Below are 16799 nucleotides of genomic sequence, written 5' to 3' on the forward strand. Positions count from 1 at the left end.
GCGCGCCGGGCAGCGAGCCACTGTCCCCCGTACGTACCAACGAGGTGAAGGACCCTCGATCACGGCCTGCGTGACGTTCCCTCGACGGTCGCTGTGGAATGCGGAGCACTCGGGGGCGCGTGTGGAGGTCATGCGCCCCGGGGAACCGCGGACCCTGCTGTGCCCGTCCCGAACACCACCGGGCATAGTGGGGGCCGCCCTCACCCGGCGAGGTGCATGACAAGTCAACAGGCACGAGATCCACTTCAGGGGGAGTTCAGCGATGCCATCGATAGCCAGGTCCGCGCGGCGCCGTCCGGCGCTGGCCGCGGCAGCGGTCGCCGCCGTGCTGGCGGTCACTGCCACTGCCTGCGGCCCGGAGGACGACAAAGCCGACGCCAAGGCCGACTCGGCCTCCTCGCAGGAGGCGAGCCGCGACGCCAAGAAGGACCTGGGGCTCCCCGACGACCTCCCGAAGGACCTCCCGACCTCCCTGGACGATCTGGACGCCTGGAAGAACGGCGCCTGGAAGAACTGGGACCGGGACAAGTGGCTCAAGGAAGCCAAGGAGTTCTTCAACCCGATCATCGACGACCTGTGGGACCCGGACCGTATGAAGGACGCGGACGGGAACGACCGCAAGGTCGACGACTCGGACCTCGACGACCGCCCGAGCGGCGGCAGCGACGGCACCGGTGAGGACGAGGGTGTCACAGACCCGAAGCCGGAGGCGGTCAAGGCCACCGGGGTCAAGACGCCCTACACCAAGGACGATCTGCCCGTCGGCAAGGTGTTCATGGACACGCCGAAGGGAGCCATGGTCTGCTCCGGCTCCGTGCTGAAGGACCCGCGCCATCCGGGCAAGTCCAACCTGGTCGCCACCGCGGGACACTGCGTGCACGGCGGGGCGGGCAAGGGCTGGTACCGCAACGTGGTCTTCGTGCCCGACTACAACCCCACCGGGCTGTCGAACAAGCAACTCGCCACCGCGTCGCAGAGCCAGGTCGCCCCGGACGGCATCTGGTGGGCCAAGCGCGCCCGTACGACCAAGCACTGGATCCAGAACGGCGCCGAGCGCGGCGGCAAGGGCGCCCAGCAGGACTTCGCCGTGCTCCAGGTCCAGCCCGAGGACAAGAGCAGCGCCTCGCTGGAGGAGAAGGCCGGTGGCGCGCTGCAGGCCACCTTCACCACACCGCGGGTCAAGTCCATCAAGAGCCTCGGCGCCGTGGGCTACCCGGCCGCACCGCCCTTCGACGGCTCCCGGATGTACCGCTGCGACGACAAGCCGGGCCGGCTGACGATCGACCCGCAGCAGCCCTCGATGTACCGCATCGGCTGCACCATGACGGCGGGTTCGTCCGGCGGCCCCTGGCTGGACTCCTCGGGCACCCGGCTGCTCTCGGTGACCTCCATCGGTCCGATCACCGCCGACTGGCTGGCCGGTGCCCGCCTCGGCAAGGAGGCCAAGGCCGTCTTCGACACGGTCAGCAAGGAGGCCTGAGCGCCGATGCGACCGGAAGAACGCCGTGCGCCCCAGGCGCACCTCTCGTACGGATCCTCAGGGGGACCCCGGATCATGCCACGCATACGCAGGGCCGGACGCGGGCGTCCGGTGCTGGTCACCGCCGCGCTCGCGGCGACGCTCGCCCTCACCGCCACCGCCTGCTCGGGGGGCGACGACTCCGGCAAGAAGGCGGACGCCAAGCCCGCCGCTTCCGAATCCGCTCAGGGCGGCGACGGCGGGAAGGACAGGATCGGCCTCCCCGACAAGCTGCCCAAGGACCTGCCCACGTCGATGAAGGACCTGGACGGGTGGAAGAAGGGCGCCTGGAAGGACTGGGACAAGGACCAGTGGGTGCGTGAGGCCGAGGACTTCGCCAACCCCTACATCAAGGGCCACTGGGACCTGGGGCGGATGAAGAAGGCCGAGGACAACGAGAAGAACGTCCCGAAGGACGTCGAGAGCACCTCCGGCGCCGCGAACACGGCGGAACCGCGCCCGGTCAAGGCGCAGGCCGTGAAGACTCCGTACACGCGGAACGCGGCCCCGGCCGGCAAGGTCTTCATGGACACTCCGGAGGGCCCGATGGTCTGCTCCGGCACGGTCGTCAAGGACCCGCGGCACCCGGGCAAGTCCAACCTGGTGGCCACCGCCGGGCACTGCGTCCACTCCGGCAGGAGCGGCGGCTGGCTGCGCAACATCACCTTCGTCCCGGCCTTCAACGACAAGGGCCGCTCCATGCCGGCGGTCAACAGCGCACCGCCGCAGGAAGTCGCGCCGTACGGCCAGTGGTGGGTGAAGTGGGCCCAGACCAGCAACTACTGGATCCAGAAGGGCGCCAAGTCCGGCGGCGGGGGCTCCCAGCAGGACTTCGCGGTGCTGCGAGTGGAACCGGTGAACAAGTCGGGCAAGTCGCTGGAGGAGACCGTCGGCAACGCCATCAAGGTCAACTTCCACGCGCCCTCGTCCTCCCGTATCAAGGGGGTCAGCAACTACGGCTACCCGGCGGCTCCGCCCTTCGACGGGGCCAGGATGTACTCCTGCACCGACCGTCCGGGCGCGCTGACGATCGACCCGCAGCAGCCCGCGCTGTACCGCATCGGCTGCACCATGACGGGCGGTTCCTCCGGCGGTGCCTGGCTGATCAAGGGCTCCGGCGGCAAGCCCGAGCTGATCTCGGTCAACTCCATCGGCCCGCACCCGGCCACCTGGCTGGCGGGACCGCGGCTGGGGGCGACCGCCAAGGCGGTCCTCGACGCCGCGAGCAAGAAAGGCTGACTCTGTCGGGCGCGCCGGGACCGGCGCGCCCGGCGCACATCGGACGAGGGCCGTCCCTCCCGGTCTCCGGGAGGGACGGCCCTCGCTCTCGTGCGGTACGCGCTGCTACGGCCGAGCGGCCAGCGGCTGGAACCCGCGCAGCTCCGCCGCGAGTTCCTCGTGCACCCGTGCCTTGAGCAGAGTGCCCTCTTCGACGTGCTCCTCGGAGAGGACCTCGCCGTGGGAGTGCACCCGGGAGACCAGCTTGCCCTCGGTGTAGGGAAGCAGCACCTCCAGCTCCACGGAGGGATGCGGCAGCTCGTTGTCGATCAGCTCCCGCAGCTCGTCGACGCCCTGCCCGGTGCGGGCGGAGACGACCAGGGCGTGCTTCTCGGTGCGCAGCAGCCGCTGCAGGACCAGTGGATCGGCGGCGTCGGCCTTGTTGACGACCACGATCTCGGGCACCTCGGCAGCGCCCACCTCGCGGATGACCTCGCGCACTGCGGCCAGCTGCTCCTCCGGTGCGGGGTGTGCCCCGTCCACCACGTGCAGGATCAGGTCGGCGTCACCGACCTCCTCCATGGTGGAGCGGAACGCCTCCACCAGGTGGTGCGGGAGGTGGCGGACAAAACCGACCGTGTCGGCCAGCGTGTAGGCCCTGCCGGTGGGGGTCTCCGCCTTGCGCACCGTCGGGTCCAGGGTGGCGAACAGTGCGTTCTCCACCAGCACGCCCGCGCCGGTGAGGCGGTTGAGCAGCGAGGACTTGCCCGCGTTGGTGTATCCGGCGATGGCGACCGACGGCACCTTGTTGCGCCGCCGGTCCTGCCGCTGCACGTCGCGGCCGGTCTTCATCTCCGCGATCTCCCGGCGCATCTTCGCCATCTTCTCGCGGATTCGCCGCCGGTCGGTCTCGATCTTGGTCTCACCGGGACCACGCGTGGCCATGCCGCCACCCGCCGAGCCGGAGCCACCGCCACCCATCTGCCGCGAGAGCGACTGTCCCCAGCCCCGCAGCCTGGGCAGCATGTAGTTCATCTGCGCCAGTGCCACCTGCGCCTTGCCCTCCCGGGACTTGGCGTGCTGGGCGAAGATGTCCAGGATCAGTGCCGTGCGGTCCACGACCTTGACCTTGACGACGTCCTCGAGGTGGATGAGCTGGCCGGGAGTGAGTTCGCCGTCGCACACCACGGTGTCGGCGCCGGTCTCCAGGACGATGTCCCGCAGCTCCGCGGCCTTGCCGGAGCCGATGTAGGTGGCCGCATCGGGCTTGTCCCGGCGCTGGACGACTCCGTCGAGCACCAGCGCGCCCGCGGTCTCGGCGAGAGCCGCCAGCTCGGCGAGGGAGTTCTCCGCGTCGTCCGCCGTGCCGGATGTCCAGACGCCGACCAGCACCACGCGCTCGAGGCGCAGCTGCCGGTACTCGACCTCGGTGACGTCCTCCAGCTCGGTGGAGAGACCCGCCACGCGGCGCAGTGCCGCACGCTCCGAGCGGTCGAACTGCTCACCGTCACGGTTTTCGTCCAACCCATGACCGAGAGCGACGTCCTCTTCCATCAGGGCGCCGGCTCGGCGGTTCGTCTTGGCGGTGCGCTGGCCGTTCTGTGGAAGGGAAGAGGAGTGGGTCAAGTGGATCCTTAGGTCGGCGGACTGTTGCCTACGGAACAACGCCGCAGCGGCGCGGAAGATTCCCGGCGCGAGCAGGCCCTCGGCCTGCGGCGCCGCGCCACACGGACACAAGGATGGTCGCACGGCGCAGCAGCGGCGTCACCCGTATTTGCCGTCCCTCGCACGGGCCGGTGGGCGCGGACGGACCGGCCCGGGGGCCGTGAGGGGGCGGCGGGGGCGCTACCGTCCGCCCGCGCGCGCCCGCTCGAGAGACCTCGCCGTGCTCGCGCGCGCCTTTCCGGCCGGGCGCTTCGGCGGCGGCTGCTGCTTCCAGTCCGGGTGCCCGGGCATGGGCGGGGTGGTCTTCCCGTAGAGCCATTTCTTCAGGAACGCGCTCTGGTCCTGGCCGGACACCTCGCCGGCCAGCGCGATGAAGTCGGCGGTGGTGGCGCTGGAGTCGCGGTACCGGGTGGGCCAGGCGCGCTGCAGCCGGGCGAACGCCTGCTCGCCCATGTGTTCACGCAGCGCATACAGCACCACGGCGGCGCCGTTGTACACGATCGGGGTGAAGAGCTCGATCTTCCCGCTCGTGCGCGCGGGGAGGAGCGCAGCGGGCGCGCCGTAGCGTTCGCGCCAGGTGTCGGACTGCTCGTAGGACGCCCGCATCCGCTTCTCCACCGGGATGCCGCCGCGCTTCTCCGCATAGGCCCACTCGTACCAGGTCGCGTGCCCCTCGTTCAGCCACAGGTCGGTCCAGCGGTGCGGGGAGACGCTGTCGCCATACCACTGGTGCGCCAGTTCGTGCACCATCAGTGACTCCCGGTACCAGTCCGGGACCTGCCGGGAGGAGAGCAGGTTCTGCTCGAAGAGCGAGAGAGTCTGCGTCTCCAGCGCGAAGCCGAAGTCCGCGTCGGCGGCCAGCACCCCGTAGGTCTCGAACGGGTACTGCCCGGCGCGCCGCTCCATCCATGAGATCTGCCGGGAGGTCTCGTGCAGTACGGGCTCCAGAGCCTTGCGCTGCCGGGCGGGGACGACGTGTCGCAGGGCCAGCCCGTGCGGTCCCGTGGAACGCACGACAGCGGAGCGGCCGATCGACACCTGCGCCAGTTCGGTGGCCATCGGGTGCCCCGAGCGGTACGTCCAGACCGTCTCGCGCGCCGCCCGGGTGCGGCCGGCGGGCAGCCCGCCGGCCATGACGGTCAGCCCGTGCGGGGCCCGCACCCGGAAGGTGAACATCGCCTTGTCCGACGGGTGGTCGTTGGAGGGGAACACCCGGTGTGCGGCATCGGCCTGGTTGGCCATGGCGAGGCCGTCCGCGGTGCGCACCCAGCCGCCGTTCTTCCGGGTGGGGTCGCTGGTGTGGCGGACCTCGATGTGCAGCCAGGAACCGTGGTGCAGCAGCGCCCCCGGGGTGACCACCAGGTCCTCGCCCGCCCGCGCGTACTCCGCTGACTGCCCGTTGACGTGCACGGACCGTACGTCGCCGGCGGCGAAGTCCAGGTTGAACCGTTCCAGCGGCCCGTCGGTGACCTGTGCGTCGATCACGGTGCGGGTCCTGAGCGGTTTGCTGTTGTCACCGCTGTAGTCGAAGGAGATGTCGTAGCTGCGGACGTCGTAGCCGGGGTTGCCGAGCTGCGGAAAGAGATGGTCGCCGATGCCGACCGGCCGGGGCGCCGGAAGGGCTGCGCCGACCAGGGCGAACGCGGTGGCCGCGACCGTGCCGGCCACGGCGAGGCGCCGTCCGGCCGATGCGCGGGTGAGGGCTGTGAGGGCCATGCAGGATCGCTACCAGCGAGCGGGCCCGTTGCCCCCGGGCTCGGGGCGTCGCCACCCGAAAGGGGTCGTGCCGCGCCTCCGCCCGCGCGGCCCGATGGCTGTCCGAGCGGACAGTGCGTCAGTTCGCTGCGGTCCGGCGGACGGAGCGGGTGACGTCGTAGACGCCCGGCACCTGCCGCATGGCGCGCATCAGCGCGGGCAGTCCGGCGGCGTCGGGGAGCTGCAGGGTGTAGGTGTGGCGGACGCGCTGCTCGCGCGGGGGCTCGACGTCGGCCGAGACGACGGCGGCGCCCTCGGCGGCGATGGTCTCGGTGAGATCCGCGAGCAGGTGCGGGCGGCCGAACGCCTCGGCCCGCAGGGTGACCCGGCACCCCACGTCACCCTGCTCCCAGCGCACCGGGAGGGTGAGACGCCCCGCGGAGGCCATCCGCGCCACCGATCGGCAGCTGTCCCGGTGCACGGTGACGGCGCCGCCGCGCACCGGGAATCCCGTGACGGCGTCCGTCGGCACGGGTGTGCAGCAGCGGGCAAGCCGCACCGGCGTACCGGGGTGGCCGGGGACGACGGGGATGTTCTCGCCGTACTCGACCGGCTGCTCCCGGTGCGTGGCCGTGCGGTGCGCTCCGTTCTGCCGTGTGTCCTGCGATGCGTGCGGCACCGGACGGTGCTCGGGGTGGCGCGCTCCCCGGTGCGGGGGCCGTAGCTCTCCCCGGGGCTTCTCGGAGGCCGCCGCGGCGTGTCCACGCTGCGCGCCGTCCCGGTCGGCGGCGGCCGCGCTCTCGTGCGGGTCGTGCGGGTCGGAATCGTCCCGGCCGGGTGCGGCGAGCCATCCGCGGATGGCAAGCCGCGCCGCGGGGGTGCGCACATGCTCGAGCCACTCCGGTGACGGGCCCGAGGGACTGCCGTGGCCGGGCTCGAGGAAGAGCTGGAGGGCGTCACCGTCCCGCAGCACGGTGGTGAGAGCCACCAGCCGACCGTTGACGCGCGCTCCGATGCACCGGTGGGCGGCCTCCCCCAGCCGGGCGTAGGCGGCGTCCACGCAGGTCGCACCCGCCGGCAGCGGCAGCGCGCCTCCTGCGGGGCCCTCCCCGCCGGGGGCGGCGCAGTAGACGGTGATCTCCAGGTCCTGCGCCAGTTCGTCGCGCAGTTCCTGCCAGAAGGTGTTCGGGTCGGAAGCGTGGCTCTGCCACTCCAGCAGGCGCGAGAGCCACCCGGGGCGGGTGGGATCGGTCCGCTCCCCTGCCCCGTCGGCGGTCGGCGGTGCTGCTCCGCCGCCGTCCGGCTCGGCGGGGTCGGGCATCTCGGCGGCGTGTGGGTCGCCGAGCGCGATGACCCCGGTCTCGGCGACCTGGTGCATGCGGCGGGTGCGGACGAGCACCTCGGCCACTTCGCCGCTGTCGTCGGCGATGGCGGTGTGCAGCGACTGGTAGAGGTTGAACTTGGGCGCCGCGATGAAGTCCTTGAACTCCGAGACGAGCGGAGCGAAACAGGTGTGCAGCTCGCCCAGCACGGCGTAGCAGTCCGCGTCCTCGTCCACGAGGACCAGCAGGCGCGCGAAGTCGCAGTCGCTCAGCTGGCCACGTTTGAGCCGCAGGCGGTGCACGGAGACGGTGTGCCGGGGACGGATGAGCACCTGTGCCGCGATCCCCGCCTCGCGCAGCGTGCGGCGCACCCGGGAGGCGAAGGCGGTCAGCGGGTCGGGGCGGGTGTGCCGCTCGCGGATCAACTCGCGGGTCGCCGCGTGCTCTTCAGGATGCAGCACGGCGAAGACGAGGTCCTCCAGCTCGCTCTTGAGCGCCTGGACACCGAGCCGTTCCGCGAGCGGGATCAGCACGTCCCTGGTCACCTGGGCGATCCGGACCTGCTTCTCACGGCGCATCACGCCGAGGGTGCGCATGTTGTGCAGCCGGTCGGCAAGCTTGATCGACATGACGCGTACATCGTTGCCGGTGGCGACGAGCATCTTGCGGAAGGTCTCCGGCTCGGCGGCCGAGCCGTGGTCGACCTTCTCCAGCTTGGTGACCCCGTCGACGAGGTAGCAGACCTGGTCCCCGAACTCCCGCCGCACCTGTTCGAGCGTCACGGCGGTGTCCTCGACGGTGTCGTGCAGCAGCGAGGCAGTCAACGTGGTCGTCTCCGCGCCGAGCTGGGCCAGCAGCAGGGTGACCGCGAGGGGGTGTGTGATGTACGGCTCGCCGCTCTTGCGCATCTGCCCCCGGTGCGAGGACTCGGCCAGCATGTAGGCCCTGCGCAACGGCCGCAGGTCGGCCCGCGGGTGGTGTGCCCTGTGCACCTTCGCGACGTGCTCGATGGCGTCCGGCAGGGAGTCGCGTGGCGTGGCGCCCAGCAGTGCCGCTCTGCTGAGCTTCCGCAGACTGCGCACCGCGCTCATGGCACCTCCCGCTCCTGCGCACCCCGGGCCGGGGGTGCGATGGTACCGACCCCATCACGTGCCGCCGACCGGGTCCTGTCGAGCGTGAGGGGGATCACCCCATCGTGCGACGCCGGGGTGGTGGGCCGTCAACGGGCCGCAGTGCCGTCAGGAGAGCAGTGCCGGTTCGACAGCGCCCTCTGCGACGATCTCGGCCGGGCCGGCCATCTCGATCTCCCCGTCGGGTCGCTCGGTGATCTCCAGCCGGCCTCCGGGCACCTCCACGGTGTAGGTCACGGCCGCGCCGTCCCGGCGCGGATCGGCACCGTCCCTGCGGGCCGCCGCGACCATCACCGCGCAGGCACCGGTGCCGCAGGACCGGGTCTCGCCCGCGCCGCGCTCGTGCACCCGCAGCGCGACATGCCGGGGGCCGCGCGCGACCACGAACTCGACGTTGACGCCGTCCGGGTACGCGGTGGCAGGCAGTACCTGCGGGGCCTCGTGCAGGGTGCCCGCCTCGGCCAGGTCCGGGACGAACACCACGGCGTGCGGGTTCCCCATGCCGACCTTGCGGGCCGGCCAGGTGTGCCCGGGAACACTGACCGTGATCCCGCCTCCGCCGCCGTCCGCCTCGCTGTCCGGTGCCGCCAGCTCGGCCGCGCCCATGCCCACGGTGATGTCACCGCCGTCCTCGGTGATGTGCACCCTGCGCACCCCCGCACGGGTCGCGATGGGCAGCTCACCGGCCCCGGCCAGCCCGGCACGCTCCAGGTAGCGCGCGAAGACGCGGGTGCCGTTGCCGCACATCTCGGCGACGGATCCGTCGCCGTTGCGGTAGTCCATGAACCACTCCGCCTCGGCGGCCATGGACGCGGCTTCCGGGTGCGCCGCCGAGCGGACGACGCGCAGCAGGCCGTCCCCGCCGATGCCCGCGCGCCGGTCGCACAGCCGGGCCACCGTCTCGGGCGGCAGCTCCAGCAGACCGTCCGGGTCCGGAATGATCACGAAGTCGTTCTCCGTGCCGTGCCCCTTGAGGAACGGCACTCCTGGTGTGCTGATCACGCTGCCGATCGTACGGGAGGCACGGGCGCATCCCGCCTGCGGGCAGGTCACGGCGGCAGGCGGCTCAGCGGAGCCGGGCCACCCGCCAGACGGCCAGCACCACGACGGTGCAGACCACCACGGCGTAGATCAGGACGACCCGCCAGTCGGGGCGTCCGCCGGAGCCGCGGGCCGGGAGCCCCGGCCAGGTGTGCCCCACCCGGCGGGCCGCCATCACGCTCCAGCCGGCCGAGCAGCCGCACAGCAGCAGCCCGAGCATCGCGACCACCGCTCCGGCGCTGTCGCCGGGCTCGAAGGCGAGCGGGAAGGCGAACATCAGCGAGCCGAGAGCACCGAGCACCACGATCGGTGCGAGCTGCCACAGCCGCAGCTTGCGCTGCGGGCGCAGCTCGTGCGGCTCCACCGGCGGTCCCTGCTCCGCTTCGGGCTCCTCGGCAACCGGCTCGTCCGGGTCCGCGTCCGCTGCGAGCTCGTGCCCCGGCAGCGGCTCACGGTCCTCCATGGCCGCAGGCCCCGTCAGCTCGCGCTCCGGCGAGAGCTCCGCGTCCGCGGGAGTGGAATCGTCCCGAGGGCTGGCCTCCATTGCCACGCGCCCTCCCAACTCCGGCTTCACGGCACCCGACGTTGCTCGATGATGGCACGTCGGGGGTGACGGGACGGTCGCTCAGGGCTTCCCGATGCCATCACGTGATCAGGCTGTAACCGCCTCCGTGAGCAACGCCAGCGCCGCCCCCGGCAGTTCCCGCCGGTCGGCGGCCGCACCGCTCAGCCAGTTCACCCGCGGATCGCGGCGGAACCAGGAGTCCTGACGGCGCGCGAAGCGCTTGGTGGCGCGGACGGTCTCCGTGCGGGCCTCGTCCAGCGTGCACTCCCCCGCGAGTGCCGCGAGGACCTGCTGGTATCCGAGGGCGCGGGGGGCCGTGCGCCCCTCTCGCAGCCCCTGCCGCTCCAGCTCCCGGACCTCCTCCACCAGGCCGCCCTCCCACATCCGGTCCACCCGGCGGGCGATCCGCTCGTCCAGCTCGGGCCGTGCCACGTCCACGCCGATCTGCACGGTCTCGTAGACGGCTTCGTGGCCGGGCAGGTTCGCGGTGAAGGGGCGCCCTGTGATCTCGATGACCTCCAGGGCCCGTACGACGCGTCTGCCGTTGCTGGGGAGAATCGCACGGGCCGCCTCCGGGTCCGCTGCCGCGAGCCGTGCGTGCAGCGGGCCGGGGCCGTGCTCCGCCAGCTCCGCCTCCAGCCGGGCGCGGACCCCGGGGTCCGTGCCGGGGAACTCCATGGCGTCCAGTGCGCCGCGGACGTACAGCCCTGAGCCGCCGACCAGCACGGGCACCCTGCCCAGTGCGCGCAGCCTGTCTATCTCCGCACGGGCCAGCCGCTGGTACTCCGCGACACTCGCGGCGACGGTGACGTCCCAGATGTCGAGCAGGTGGTGCGGGATGCCCTGCCGCTCCTGGACGGTCAGCTTGGCGGTTCCGATGTCCATACCCCGGTAGAGCTGCATCGAGTCGGCGTTGACGACTTCGCCGCCCAGCTCACGGGCGAGGAAGACCCCCAGGTCCGACTTGCCGGCCGCGGTGGGACCCACCACGGCGACGACCGGTGGGGCATCCGAGGGGCGGGGCGGGGAGGCGGCTGCGTCATTCACAGGTCAAGTCTCGCAAACCTGCCTCTCCCTTCTCGAACGAGCGACGTGACGGAGCGCTCATGGGGTCGTTGCCCGTTGCGAGGTTCCGACAGCCGGTTTTCCGCCGGTGCCCCGGGGCGGCGCAATGGGACGCTCCGTGAGGCGCGGGATTTCGCCCACACGCGTAGGATCTGGAGTAGTTATGGGCGTTTTTGCCAAGCTTTTCGGTCGTTCGTCCAGCACGTCAACACAGGAGGCCCGAGAGTCCACTCCCGTGGGGGACTCCGAAGCCCGGGAGCTGCCGACCGAGCCGGACGGCCAGCCGGTCGCGACGGAACCGGAAAGCGGCGAACCGGAGGGCGTGGAATCGGGCGGAGCGGGCACCCGGGGCCGGGAGGATGTGTCCTCGGAAAAGGCCCCTGCGGCCACGGACGTCCCGTCGGCGGATGCACCTGGCCGCGAGAATTCCGAGGAGGCGCCCGACACCGGGACCGCCGCGACGGCCGGTTCCGGGCCCGGCGAAGCGGGTGTCGGCATCCCCAAGCAACCGTCCGCGGATGAGGCCGCCGACAGCGAGACGGGAGAGAACGCCCGCAAGTAGGCCGCGCGGCGAGGTCCGCTCGGCGTGGGAGAAAGGTGAAACCGCGATGGGCTTCATGGACAAGGTCAAGGGCATGCTCGGCCAGCACGGCGACAAGGTCCAGCAGGGTGTGGACAAGGCCGCGCAGGTCGCGGACTCCAAGACCAAGGGCAAGTACAGCGACAAGATCGATTCCGGCGCCCGGAAGGCCAAGGACACAGCCCGGAAGCTGAGCGACGAAGGACGCGGCGGCAGCGGGGCGGGCGGTGGGCAGTCCGGATCCGGCCCCACCGGCGGCAGCGGTACCGGCTCCTGACCCTTCCGGCCGGGAGCTGACACCTCCCCCATGCGGTGGAGGGGCACGGCCGAGCACCGGGACAGGAGGCCCCGGGACCGCTCCGGCATCGTGCCGGACACCGGCGACACCGGTCGGCGCCTCCCGGGGCGCCTTCACCGCGGGCCCTCCTCCGACGGCCCGCTGGTGGGCCGGTAGGCACACACGGTCAGCGGCGGTCTCTTCGAGGTCCCGAGGACTGTGCCGTGTCCGGCACCTCCCCGGCGGACCTCCCGGCAGCACCTCTCGGCACGCAAGCGGGGGTGTACGGCGCACCGGCGCCGCACACCCCCGCTTTGCCGTCCGCCGCGGGATCCGCCCGCGGCACAGCCCGCGCCCGCGGCACACTCCGAGCGGGCGGTCAGGACCAGCTGGCGACCATGTAGCCCACACCGTAGGGCGCTTCGTCGTAGAGCAGCTTTCCGGCCAGGTCGCTGCCCTGCCCGGCGCCCGCGAGCACCTGCCAGGAGGACCGCCCGGCGGCCTTCAGTTCGTACGCCAGCTCCTCGTCCAGTGCGAGCAGCGCGGCGGTGTCGGCCTCGGCCAGCGCGCGGGCGGCCTCCGCGTCGAAGGCCGCGGCCCGCTCGTCGAAGTAGCCGGGTGCCTTGAGCGTGCGGCAGTTGCTGCCGTCGCCCATCACCAGCAGCGCCACCCGGTCGGCACGGGCCGCCAGCTCGCGGCCCGCCTCCTGGCAGCGGTCCCGCGACAGGGGTTCCCCGATGCCCAGGCCCTCGACCGGGCAGCCGGTCCAGTCCGTGCGCTCCAGGAGCCAGGCGCCGACGGTCAGCGAGGGGGGCAGTTCGCGGCGGGCGGGCTCGCCCTTGCCGAGGCTCACCTCGAGGGGCACGCCGAACCCGGCGAGCGTTCCCCGCGCTCCCTGCGGGTGGGGACCACGTCCGGCCGGATCCGCGGGGCCGAGCACGCACAACAGGTCCGGGCGGGCGGCCGCCAGGACACCGAGGGCGTCGTAGCAGGCGGCCCGCGCCTGATCCATCTCGGCGGCGGCTCCACCCGCGACCTCGGGCACGAGCAGCGGGGGGCAAGGGCATACGGCTGCGGCGACAAGCATGGCGCGCAGCTTAAGTGCCCCGCACGCCTCTTCCCACCCTGCCCGCGCCGGGACTCACCCGCCCGTGCGAGATCGGCTGAAACAGGTGACGCCGCCCGACGAGAGCCGGCCGCCCCGGGGCAGGCCGACGGTCCCGACCGGTCCGGCGGCCACTCGGTGCGGACGGTCGGCGGCCGCTGGGCGCAGACCGCTGCCGGTCAGCCCAGTCCGCAGCCGCCGGTGGCGGCGGGAAGCGGGTCGGGGGCGCCGACGGTGGGCAGTCCGAGCATGACGCCGCTGCCCTGCTGCTCCTGCGGCGCGGAGGTGCGTCGCTCCCACGCGTCACCGGCGCGCGTGCGGCGGACAGCCCTGGCGGGCCCCTCGGCGAGCAGGTGGTGGGGGGCCGCGTAGGTGATGTCGACGGTGACGACGTCACCGGGCCGCACGGGCTCCTCGGGCCGGGTGAAGTGCACCAGCCGGTTGTCGGGTGCACGTCCGGACAGCCGGCGGGTGGCGTCGTCCTTGCGGCCCTCGCCCTCGGCGACCATCAGCTCCAGCGTGCGGCCGACCTGCTTCTTGTTCTCCTCCCAGGAGATCTCCTCCTGGAGGGCCACCAGACGCTCGTAGCGCTCCTGCACGACCTTCTTGGGGATCTGGTCGGGCATCTCGGCGGCGGGGGTGCCGGGGCGCTTGCTGTACTGGAAGGTGAACGCCTGCGCGAACCGGGCTTCGCGCACCACGTGCAGCGTCTCGGCGAAGTCCTCCTCGGTCTCACCGGGGAAGCCGACGATGATGTCGGTCGAGAGCGCGGCCTGTGGGATGGCGGCGCGGACCTTCTCGATGATCCCGAGGAAGCGCTCCTGCCGGTAGGAGCGGCGCATCGCCTTGAGAACCCGGGAGGATCCGGACTGCAGGGGCATGTGCAGCTGCGGCATCACGTTGGGGGTCTCCGCCATGGCGGCGATCACGTCGTCGGTGAAGTCGCGGGGGTGGGGCGAGGTGAAGCGCACGCGCTCGAGTCCGTCGATCCGGCCGCACGCGCGCAGCAGCTTGCTGAACGCCTCGCGGTCGCCGATGTCGGAGCCGTAGGCGTTGACGTTCTGGCCGAGCAGGGTGATCTCGCTGACGCCTTCGTCGACCAGCGCTTCGATCTCGGCCAGGATGTCGCCGGGGCGGCGGTCCTTCTCCTTGCCGCGCAGCTGCGGGACGATGCAGAAGGTGCAGGTGTTGTTGCAGCCCACCGAGACCGAGACCCACGCCGCGTAGGCGTTCTCGCGGCGGGTGGGGAGGGTGGAGGGGAAGGCCTCGAGCGACTCGGCGATCTCGACCTGCGCCTCGTTCTGCAACCGGGCGCGTTCCAGCAGCACGGGCAGCTTGCCGACGTTGTGGGTGCCGAAGACGACGTCGACCCAGGGGGCCTTCTCGACGATGGTGTCCCGGTCCTTCTGGGCGAGGCAGCCGCCGACCGCGATCTGCATACCCGGGCGCGCGGCCTTCTTGGGGGCGAGCTGGCCGAGATTGCCGTAGAGCCGGTTGTCGGCGTTCTCGCGCACGGCGCAGGTGTTGAAGACGACGACGTCCGCCGCGTCGGCGCCCTGGGGGGCACGGACATAGCCGGCACCCTCCAGCAGTCCCGCCATCCGCTCGGAGTCGTGGACGTTCATCTGACACCCGAAGGTGCGCACCTCGTACGTCCCCTTGACGTCCGCTGCCTGACTCCGGTCGCTACTGCTCATGCGACAAGGGTAGGCGTTCGTACGGGCGGTCCCGGCCGTGCGGGGGTACGTCCCACGCGTCGACCCGACCATGTGACGCACCTCACCCGGGGTCGGGTCCGGCGGAGAGGCGGAGCGTCGCCCACACCGCGTTGCCGCCGGTCGCGGACGAGGGCCGGACACCCCAGTCGGCCGCCAGAGCCGCCACGATGCACAGACCCCGGCCACTCTCGTCCGCGGCCTCGCCGTTCTTCAGCCTGGGGCGGTCGTCACCCTCCGCGTGGTCGTGCACCTCGATCCGCAGCAGCGCGGCAGCGGGCGTCTCGCGGGACGCCAGGGTGGCCCGGCACAGGAGTTCGGCGTCGGGCAGGCAGCGGGTGTGCACGACGGCGTTGGTGGTCAGCTCGGACAGCAGCAGCACGGCGTCGTCCACGGCGTCGGCGGATATCGGCGGGTCCCCCCGCTCCCGCAGCCAGCCGGTGAAGGCCAGGCGTGCACGGGCGATGTGCTGCTCCCCTGCGGGGAGGCGCAACTGCCAGGTCGGGTCCTCCACGTACCCCGGTGGCGCCGCCGGAGAGGGGCTGCCGGCGGACGCTGGAGACGCCGGCGTGGGGGCTGCTGCGGGATCCCTGCGAGCGGGGGCGGCGTACACGTGGAGGCGCCTTCCGTCGAGCTGGTCCCGGCCCCGCGGAAGGGCCGTGACGCGCGTGGTCTGACCGTCACTATGGCCCCTGCAGTTCCACTCAGCAAGCGACAGTGTGAAATTTGCAGTTCGCGAATCGGCGTGTTCGCACACGGCAGTTGGGCCGCGAGGCGGACCGGGGTGACTCCCGCCACTCCCTTCCCGGCACCGGGCCTGGCAGTATCCCCTTCCATGGCCAGCCTGCGTCCGCGAACGGTGTCCCGTCCGATGCGCCGCCCGGGCGGCTCCGGCACCGGTCGGCGACGCCTGCTGTGGGCTGCGACAGCGGTGCTCGTGGTGTGCGGGCTGCTGGTGTGGTGGCTGCGCCCGGCGCCCTCGCCCGCCCCCGACGGAAAGATCACTTTCGCCACCGGGGTGCGCACCGGCGTGTACGAGCGCTACGGCACCCTGTTCAAGAAGCGGCTGGCCCGGGATCTGCCCCGGGTCGACCTGACGCTGCAGCACAGCGAGGGGTCGGTGCAGAACCTCGGCCGGATCGTCTCCGGAGAGGCCGACTTCACGATCACCGCCTCCGACGCGCTCGCCGCCTACCGGGAGAAGGGCGGCAAGGACGCCTCCCACATCCGGGCCTGCGCCCGGCTCTACGACGACTACATGCACCTGGTCGTGCCCCGGGACTCACCGGTCGACAGTGCCGAGGACCTCAAGGGGCTGCGCGTCGGTGTGGGTGAGAAGCGCTCCGGGGTCGCCCTGGTGACCCGCAGACTGCTGAAGGCAGCGGGGCTCGACATGGACCACGACGTGCACGCCGTACGCAAGGGCATCGACCGCATGCCCGACCTGCTCTCCGCGGGCGAGCTGGACGCGTTCTTCTGGTCGGGCGGGCTGCCGACGGGGGCGATCGAGCGCCTGGCGGAGCGGACGGACATCCGGCTGGTGCAGCTCGGCGACCTGCTCCCCCGGCTGCACGAGCAGCGCCCCGACATGCGCTACTACCGCGCGGCCGTGATGGCACCCGACGCCTATCCCACCGTGCAGCGCGGCCGGTCCGTCAAGACGGTGGCGATCGCCAACCTGCTGGTGACCATGGACCGCACGGACGCGGCACTCACGGAGGGCATCACCCGCTCCGTCATCAAGAGCAGGGACCAGATCGGACGCGAGGTGCACGCAGCGCAGAAGGTCGACCTGCGGAGCGCCATCTACACCGACCCCGTGCCGCTGCACGAGGGAGCCCGCCGCTACTACCGCTCGGCCAAACCCTGACCGGAACGCCGCCGTCGCCACCAGGCCCCGAC

14 protein-coding genes are annotated in these 16799 nt (G+C 72.2%); 5 read left to right on the forward strand and 9 right to left on the reverse strand.

Translation table 11 applies throughout. From position 1 onward, the window contains the following. Window positions 1-262 precede the first annotated feature (262 nt). Window positions 263-1480 (forward strand): trypsin-like peptidase domain-containing protein, encoded by a 1218-nt coding sequence (locus tag ACFYNS_RS22855; RefSeq protein WP_360303276.1) that lies wholly within the window; start codon window positions 263-265, stop codon window positions 1478-1480. Between the two features lie 75 nt (window positions 1481-1555). Next, complete coding sequence (locus ACFYNS_RS22860; protein ID WP_388604797.1) at window positions 1556-2758, forward strand: trypsin-like serine peptidase; 1203 nt, start codon at window positions 1556-1558, stop codon at window positions 2756-2758. A gap of 105 nt (window positions 2759-2863) precedes the next feature. Here the strand turns inward: ACFYNS_RS22860 and hflX are convergent, their stop codons facing one another. From hflX to miaA, 6 genes are all read right to left on the reverse strand, one after another. Beyond that, window positions 2864-4363 (reverse strand): GTPase HflX, encoded by a 1500-nt coding sequence (hflX, locus tag ACFYNS_RS22865; protein ID WP_360303272.1) that lies wholly within the window; start codon window positions 4361-4363, stop codon window positions 2864-2866. 219 nt (window positions 4364-4582) lie between these two features. Further along, a complete protein-coding gene (locus tag ACFYNS_RS22870; RefSeq protein ID WP_388604799.1) occupies window positions 4583-6118 on the reverse strand; it encodes a M1 family metallopeptidase in 1536 nt (511 codons plus the stop codon). A 118-nt stretch (window positions 6119-6236) separates the two neighbouring features. Continuing rightward, complete coding sequence (locus tag ACFYNS_RS22875) at window positions 6237-8510, reverse strand: HD domain-containing protein (RefSeq protein WP_360303326.1); 2274 nt, start codon at window positions 8508-8510, stop codon at window positions 6237-6239. A 147-nt stretch (window positions 8511-8657) separates the two neighbouring features. Then, window positions 8658-9548, reverse strand: a complete 891-nt coding sequence (dapF, locus tag ACFYNS_RS22880; protein ID WP_388604840.1) for a diaminopimelate epimerase — start codon at window positions 9546-9548, stop codon at window positions 8658-8660. A 67-nt stretch (window positions 9549-9615) separates the two neighbouring features. Next, window positions 9616-10134, reverse strand: coding sequence for a hypothetical protein (locus ACFYNS_RS22885; protein WP_388604802.1), 519 nt, complete (start codon window positions 10132-10134; stop codon window positions 9616-9618). Between the two features lie 108 nt (window positions 10135-10242). Further along, window positions 10243-11202: a tRNA (adenosine(37)-N6)-dimethylallyltransferase MiaA gene (gene miaA, locus ACFYNS_RS22890; protein WP_360298708.1), complete on the reverse strand. Its 960-nt coding sequence runs from the start codon at window positions 11200-11202 to the stop codon at window positions 10243-10245. A gap of 253 nt (window positions 11203-11455) precedes the next feature. Here miaA and ACFYNS_RS22895 point away from each other — a divergent pair, with 253 nt between their 5' ends. After that, window positions 11456-11782, forward strand: a complete 327-nt coding sequence (locus tag ACFYNS_RS22895) for a hypothetical protein (RefSeq protein ID WP_360298711.1) — start codon at window positions 11456-11458, stop codon at window positions 11780-11782. A 46-nt stretch (window positions 11783-11828) separates the two neighbouring features. Further along, window positions 11829-12077, forward strand: a complete 249-nt coding sequence (locus ACFYNS_RS22900) for an antitoxin (protein WP_360298714.1) — start codon at window positions 11829-11831, stop codon at window positions 12075-12077. Window positions 12078-12456: 379 nt separating this feature from the next. On the opposite strand, the gene ACFYNS_RS22905 is transcribed toward ACFYNS_RS22900, so the two are convergent. The 3 genes from ACFYNS_RS22905 to ACFYNS_RS22915 all read right to left on the reverse strand — a co-directional run bounded on the left by ACFYNS_RS22905 (window position 12457) and on the right by ACFYNS_RS22915 (window position 15411). After that, on the reverse strand, window positions 12457-13164 hold the full coding sequence (locus ACFYNS_RS22905; RefSeq protein WP_388604805.1) for a class III extradiol dioxygenase subunit B-like domain-containing protein: 708 nt from the start codon (window positions 13162-13164) through the stop codon (window positions 12457-12459). A 197-nt stretch (window positions 13165-13361) separates the two neighbouring features. Beyond that, window positions 13362-14879, reverse strand: coding sequence for a tRNA (N6-isopentenyl adenosine(37)-C2)-methylthiotransferase MiaB (gene miaB / locus ACFYNS_RS22910; RefSeq protein WP_388604808.1), 1518 nt, complete (start codon window positions 14877-14879; stop codon window positions 13362-13364). A gap of 82 nt (window positions 14880-14961) precedes the next feature. Beyond that, the gene (locus ACFYNS_RS22915) at window positions 14962-15411 is read right to left on the reverse strand and encodes an ATP-binding protein (RefSeq protein WP_388604810.1); all 450 of its coding nucleotides are present in this window, start codon (window positions 15409-15411) and stop codon (window positions 14962-14964) included. Between the two features lie 321 nt (window positions 15412-15732). On the opposite strand from ACFYNS_RS22915, the gene ACFYNS_RS22920 reads away from it, so the two are divergent. Further along, window positions 15733-16767 (forward strand): TAXI family TRAP transporter solute-binding subunit, encoded by a 1035-nt coding sequence (locus ACFYNS_RS22920; RefSeq protein ID WP_388604812.1) that lies wholly within the window; start codon window positions 15733-15735, stop codon window positions 16765-16767. Window positions 16768-16799 lie beyond the last annotated feature (32 nt).

The organism is Streptomyces sp. NPDC006925 (assembly GCF_042869575.1).
Lineage (GTDB): Bacteria > Actinomycetota > Actinomycetes > Streptomycetales > Streptomycetaceae > Streptomyces.

Bases quoted from the DNA above. Each gene is read 5' to 3' on its own strand.
- ACFYNS_RS22920 (WP_388604812.1), top strand. From the start codon at position 15,733: ATGGCCAGCCTGCGTCCGCGAACGGTGTCCCGTCCGATGCGCCGCCCG.
- ACFYNS_RS22900 (WP_360298714.1), top strand. From the start codon at position 11,829: ATGGGCTTCATGGACAAGGTCAAGGGCATGCTCGGCCAGCACGGCGAC.
- ACFYNS_RS22855 (WP_360303276.1), top strand. From the start codon at position 263: ATGCCATCGATAGCCAGGTCCGCGCGGCGCCGTCCGGCGCTGGCCGCG.
- miaB (WP_388604808.1), bottom strand. From the start codon at position 14,879: ATGAGCAGTAGCGACCGGAGTCAGGCAGCGGACGTCAAGGGGACGTAC.
- ACFYNS_RS22885 (WP_388604802.1), bottom strand. From the start codon at position 10,134: ATGGAGGCCAGCCCTCGGGACGATTCCACTCCCGCGGACGCGGAGCTC.
- ACFYNS_RS22875 (WP_360303326.1), bottom strand. From the start codon at position 8,510: ATGAGCGCGGTGCGCAGTCTGCGGAAGCTCAGCAGAGCGGCACTGCTG.
- ACFYNS_RS22870 (WP_388604799.1), bottom strand. From the start codon at position 6,118: ATGGCCCTCACAGCCCTCACCCGCGCATCGGCCGGACGGCGCCTCGCC.
- ACFYNS_RS22905 (WP_388604805.1), bottom strand. From the start codon at position 13,164: ATGCTTGTCGCCGCAGCCGTATGCCCTTGCCCCCCGCTGCTCGTGCCC.
- ACFYNS_RS22860 (WP_388604797.1), top strand. From the start codon at position 1,556: ATGCCACGCATACGCAGGGCCGGACGCGGGCGTCCGGTGCTGGTCACC.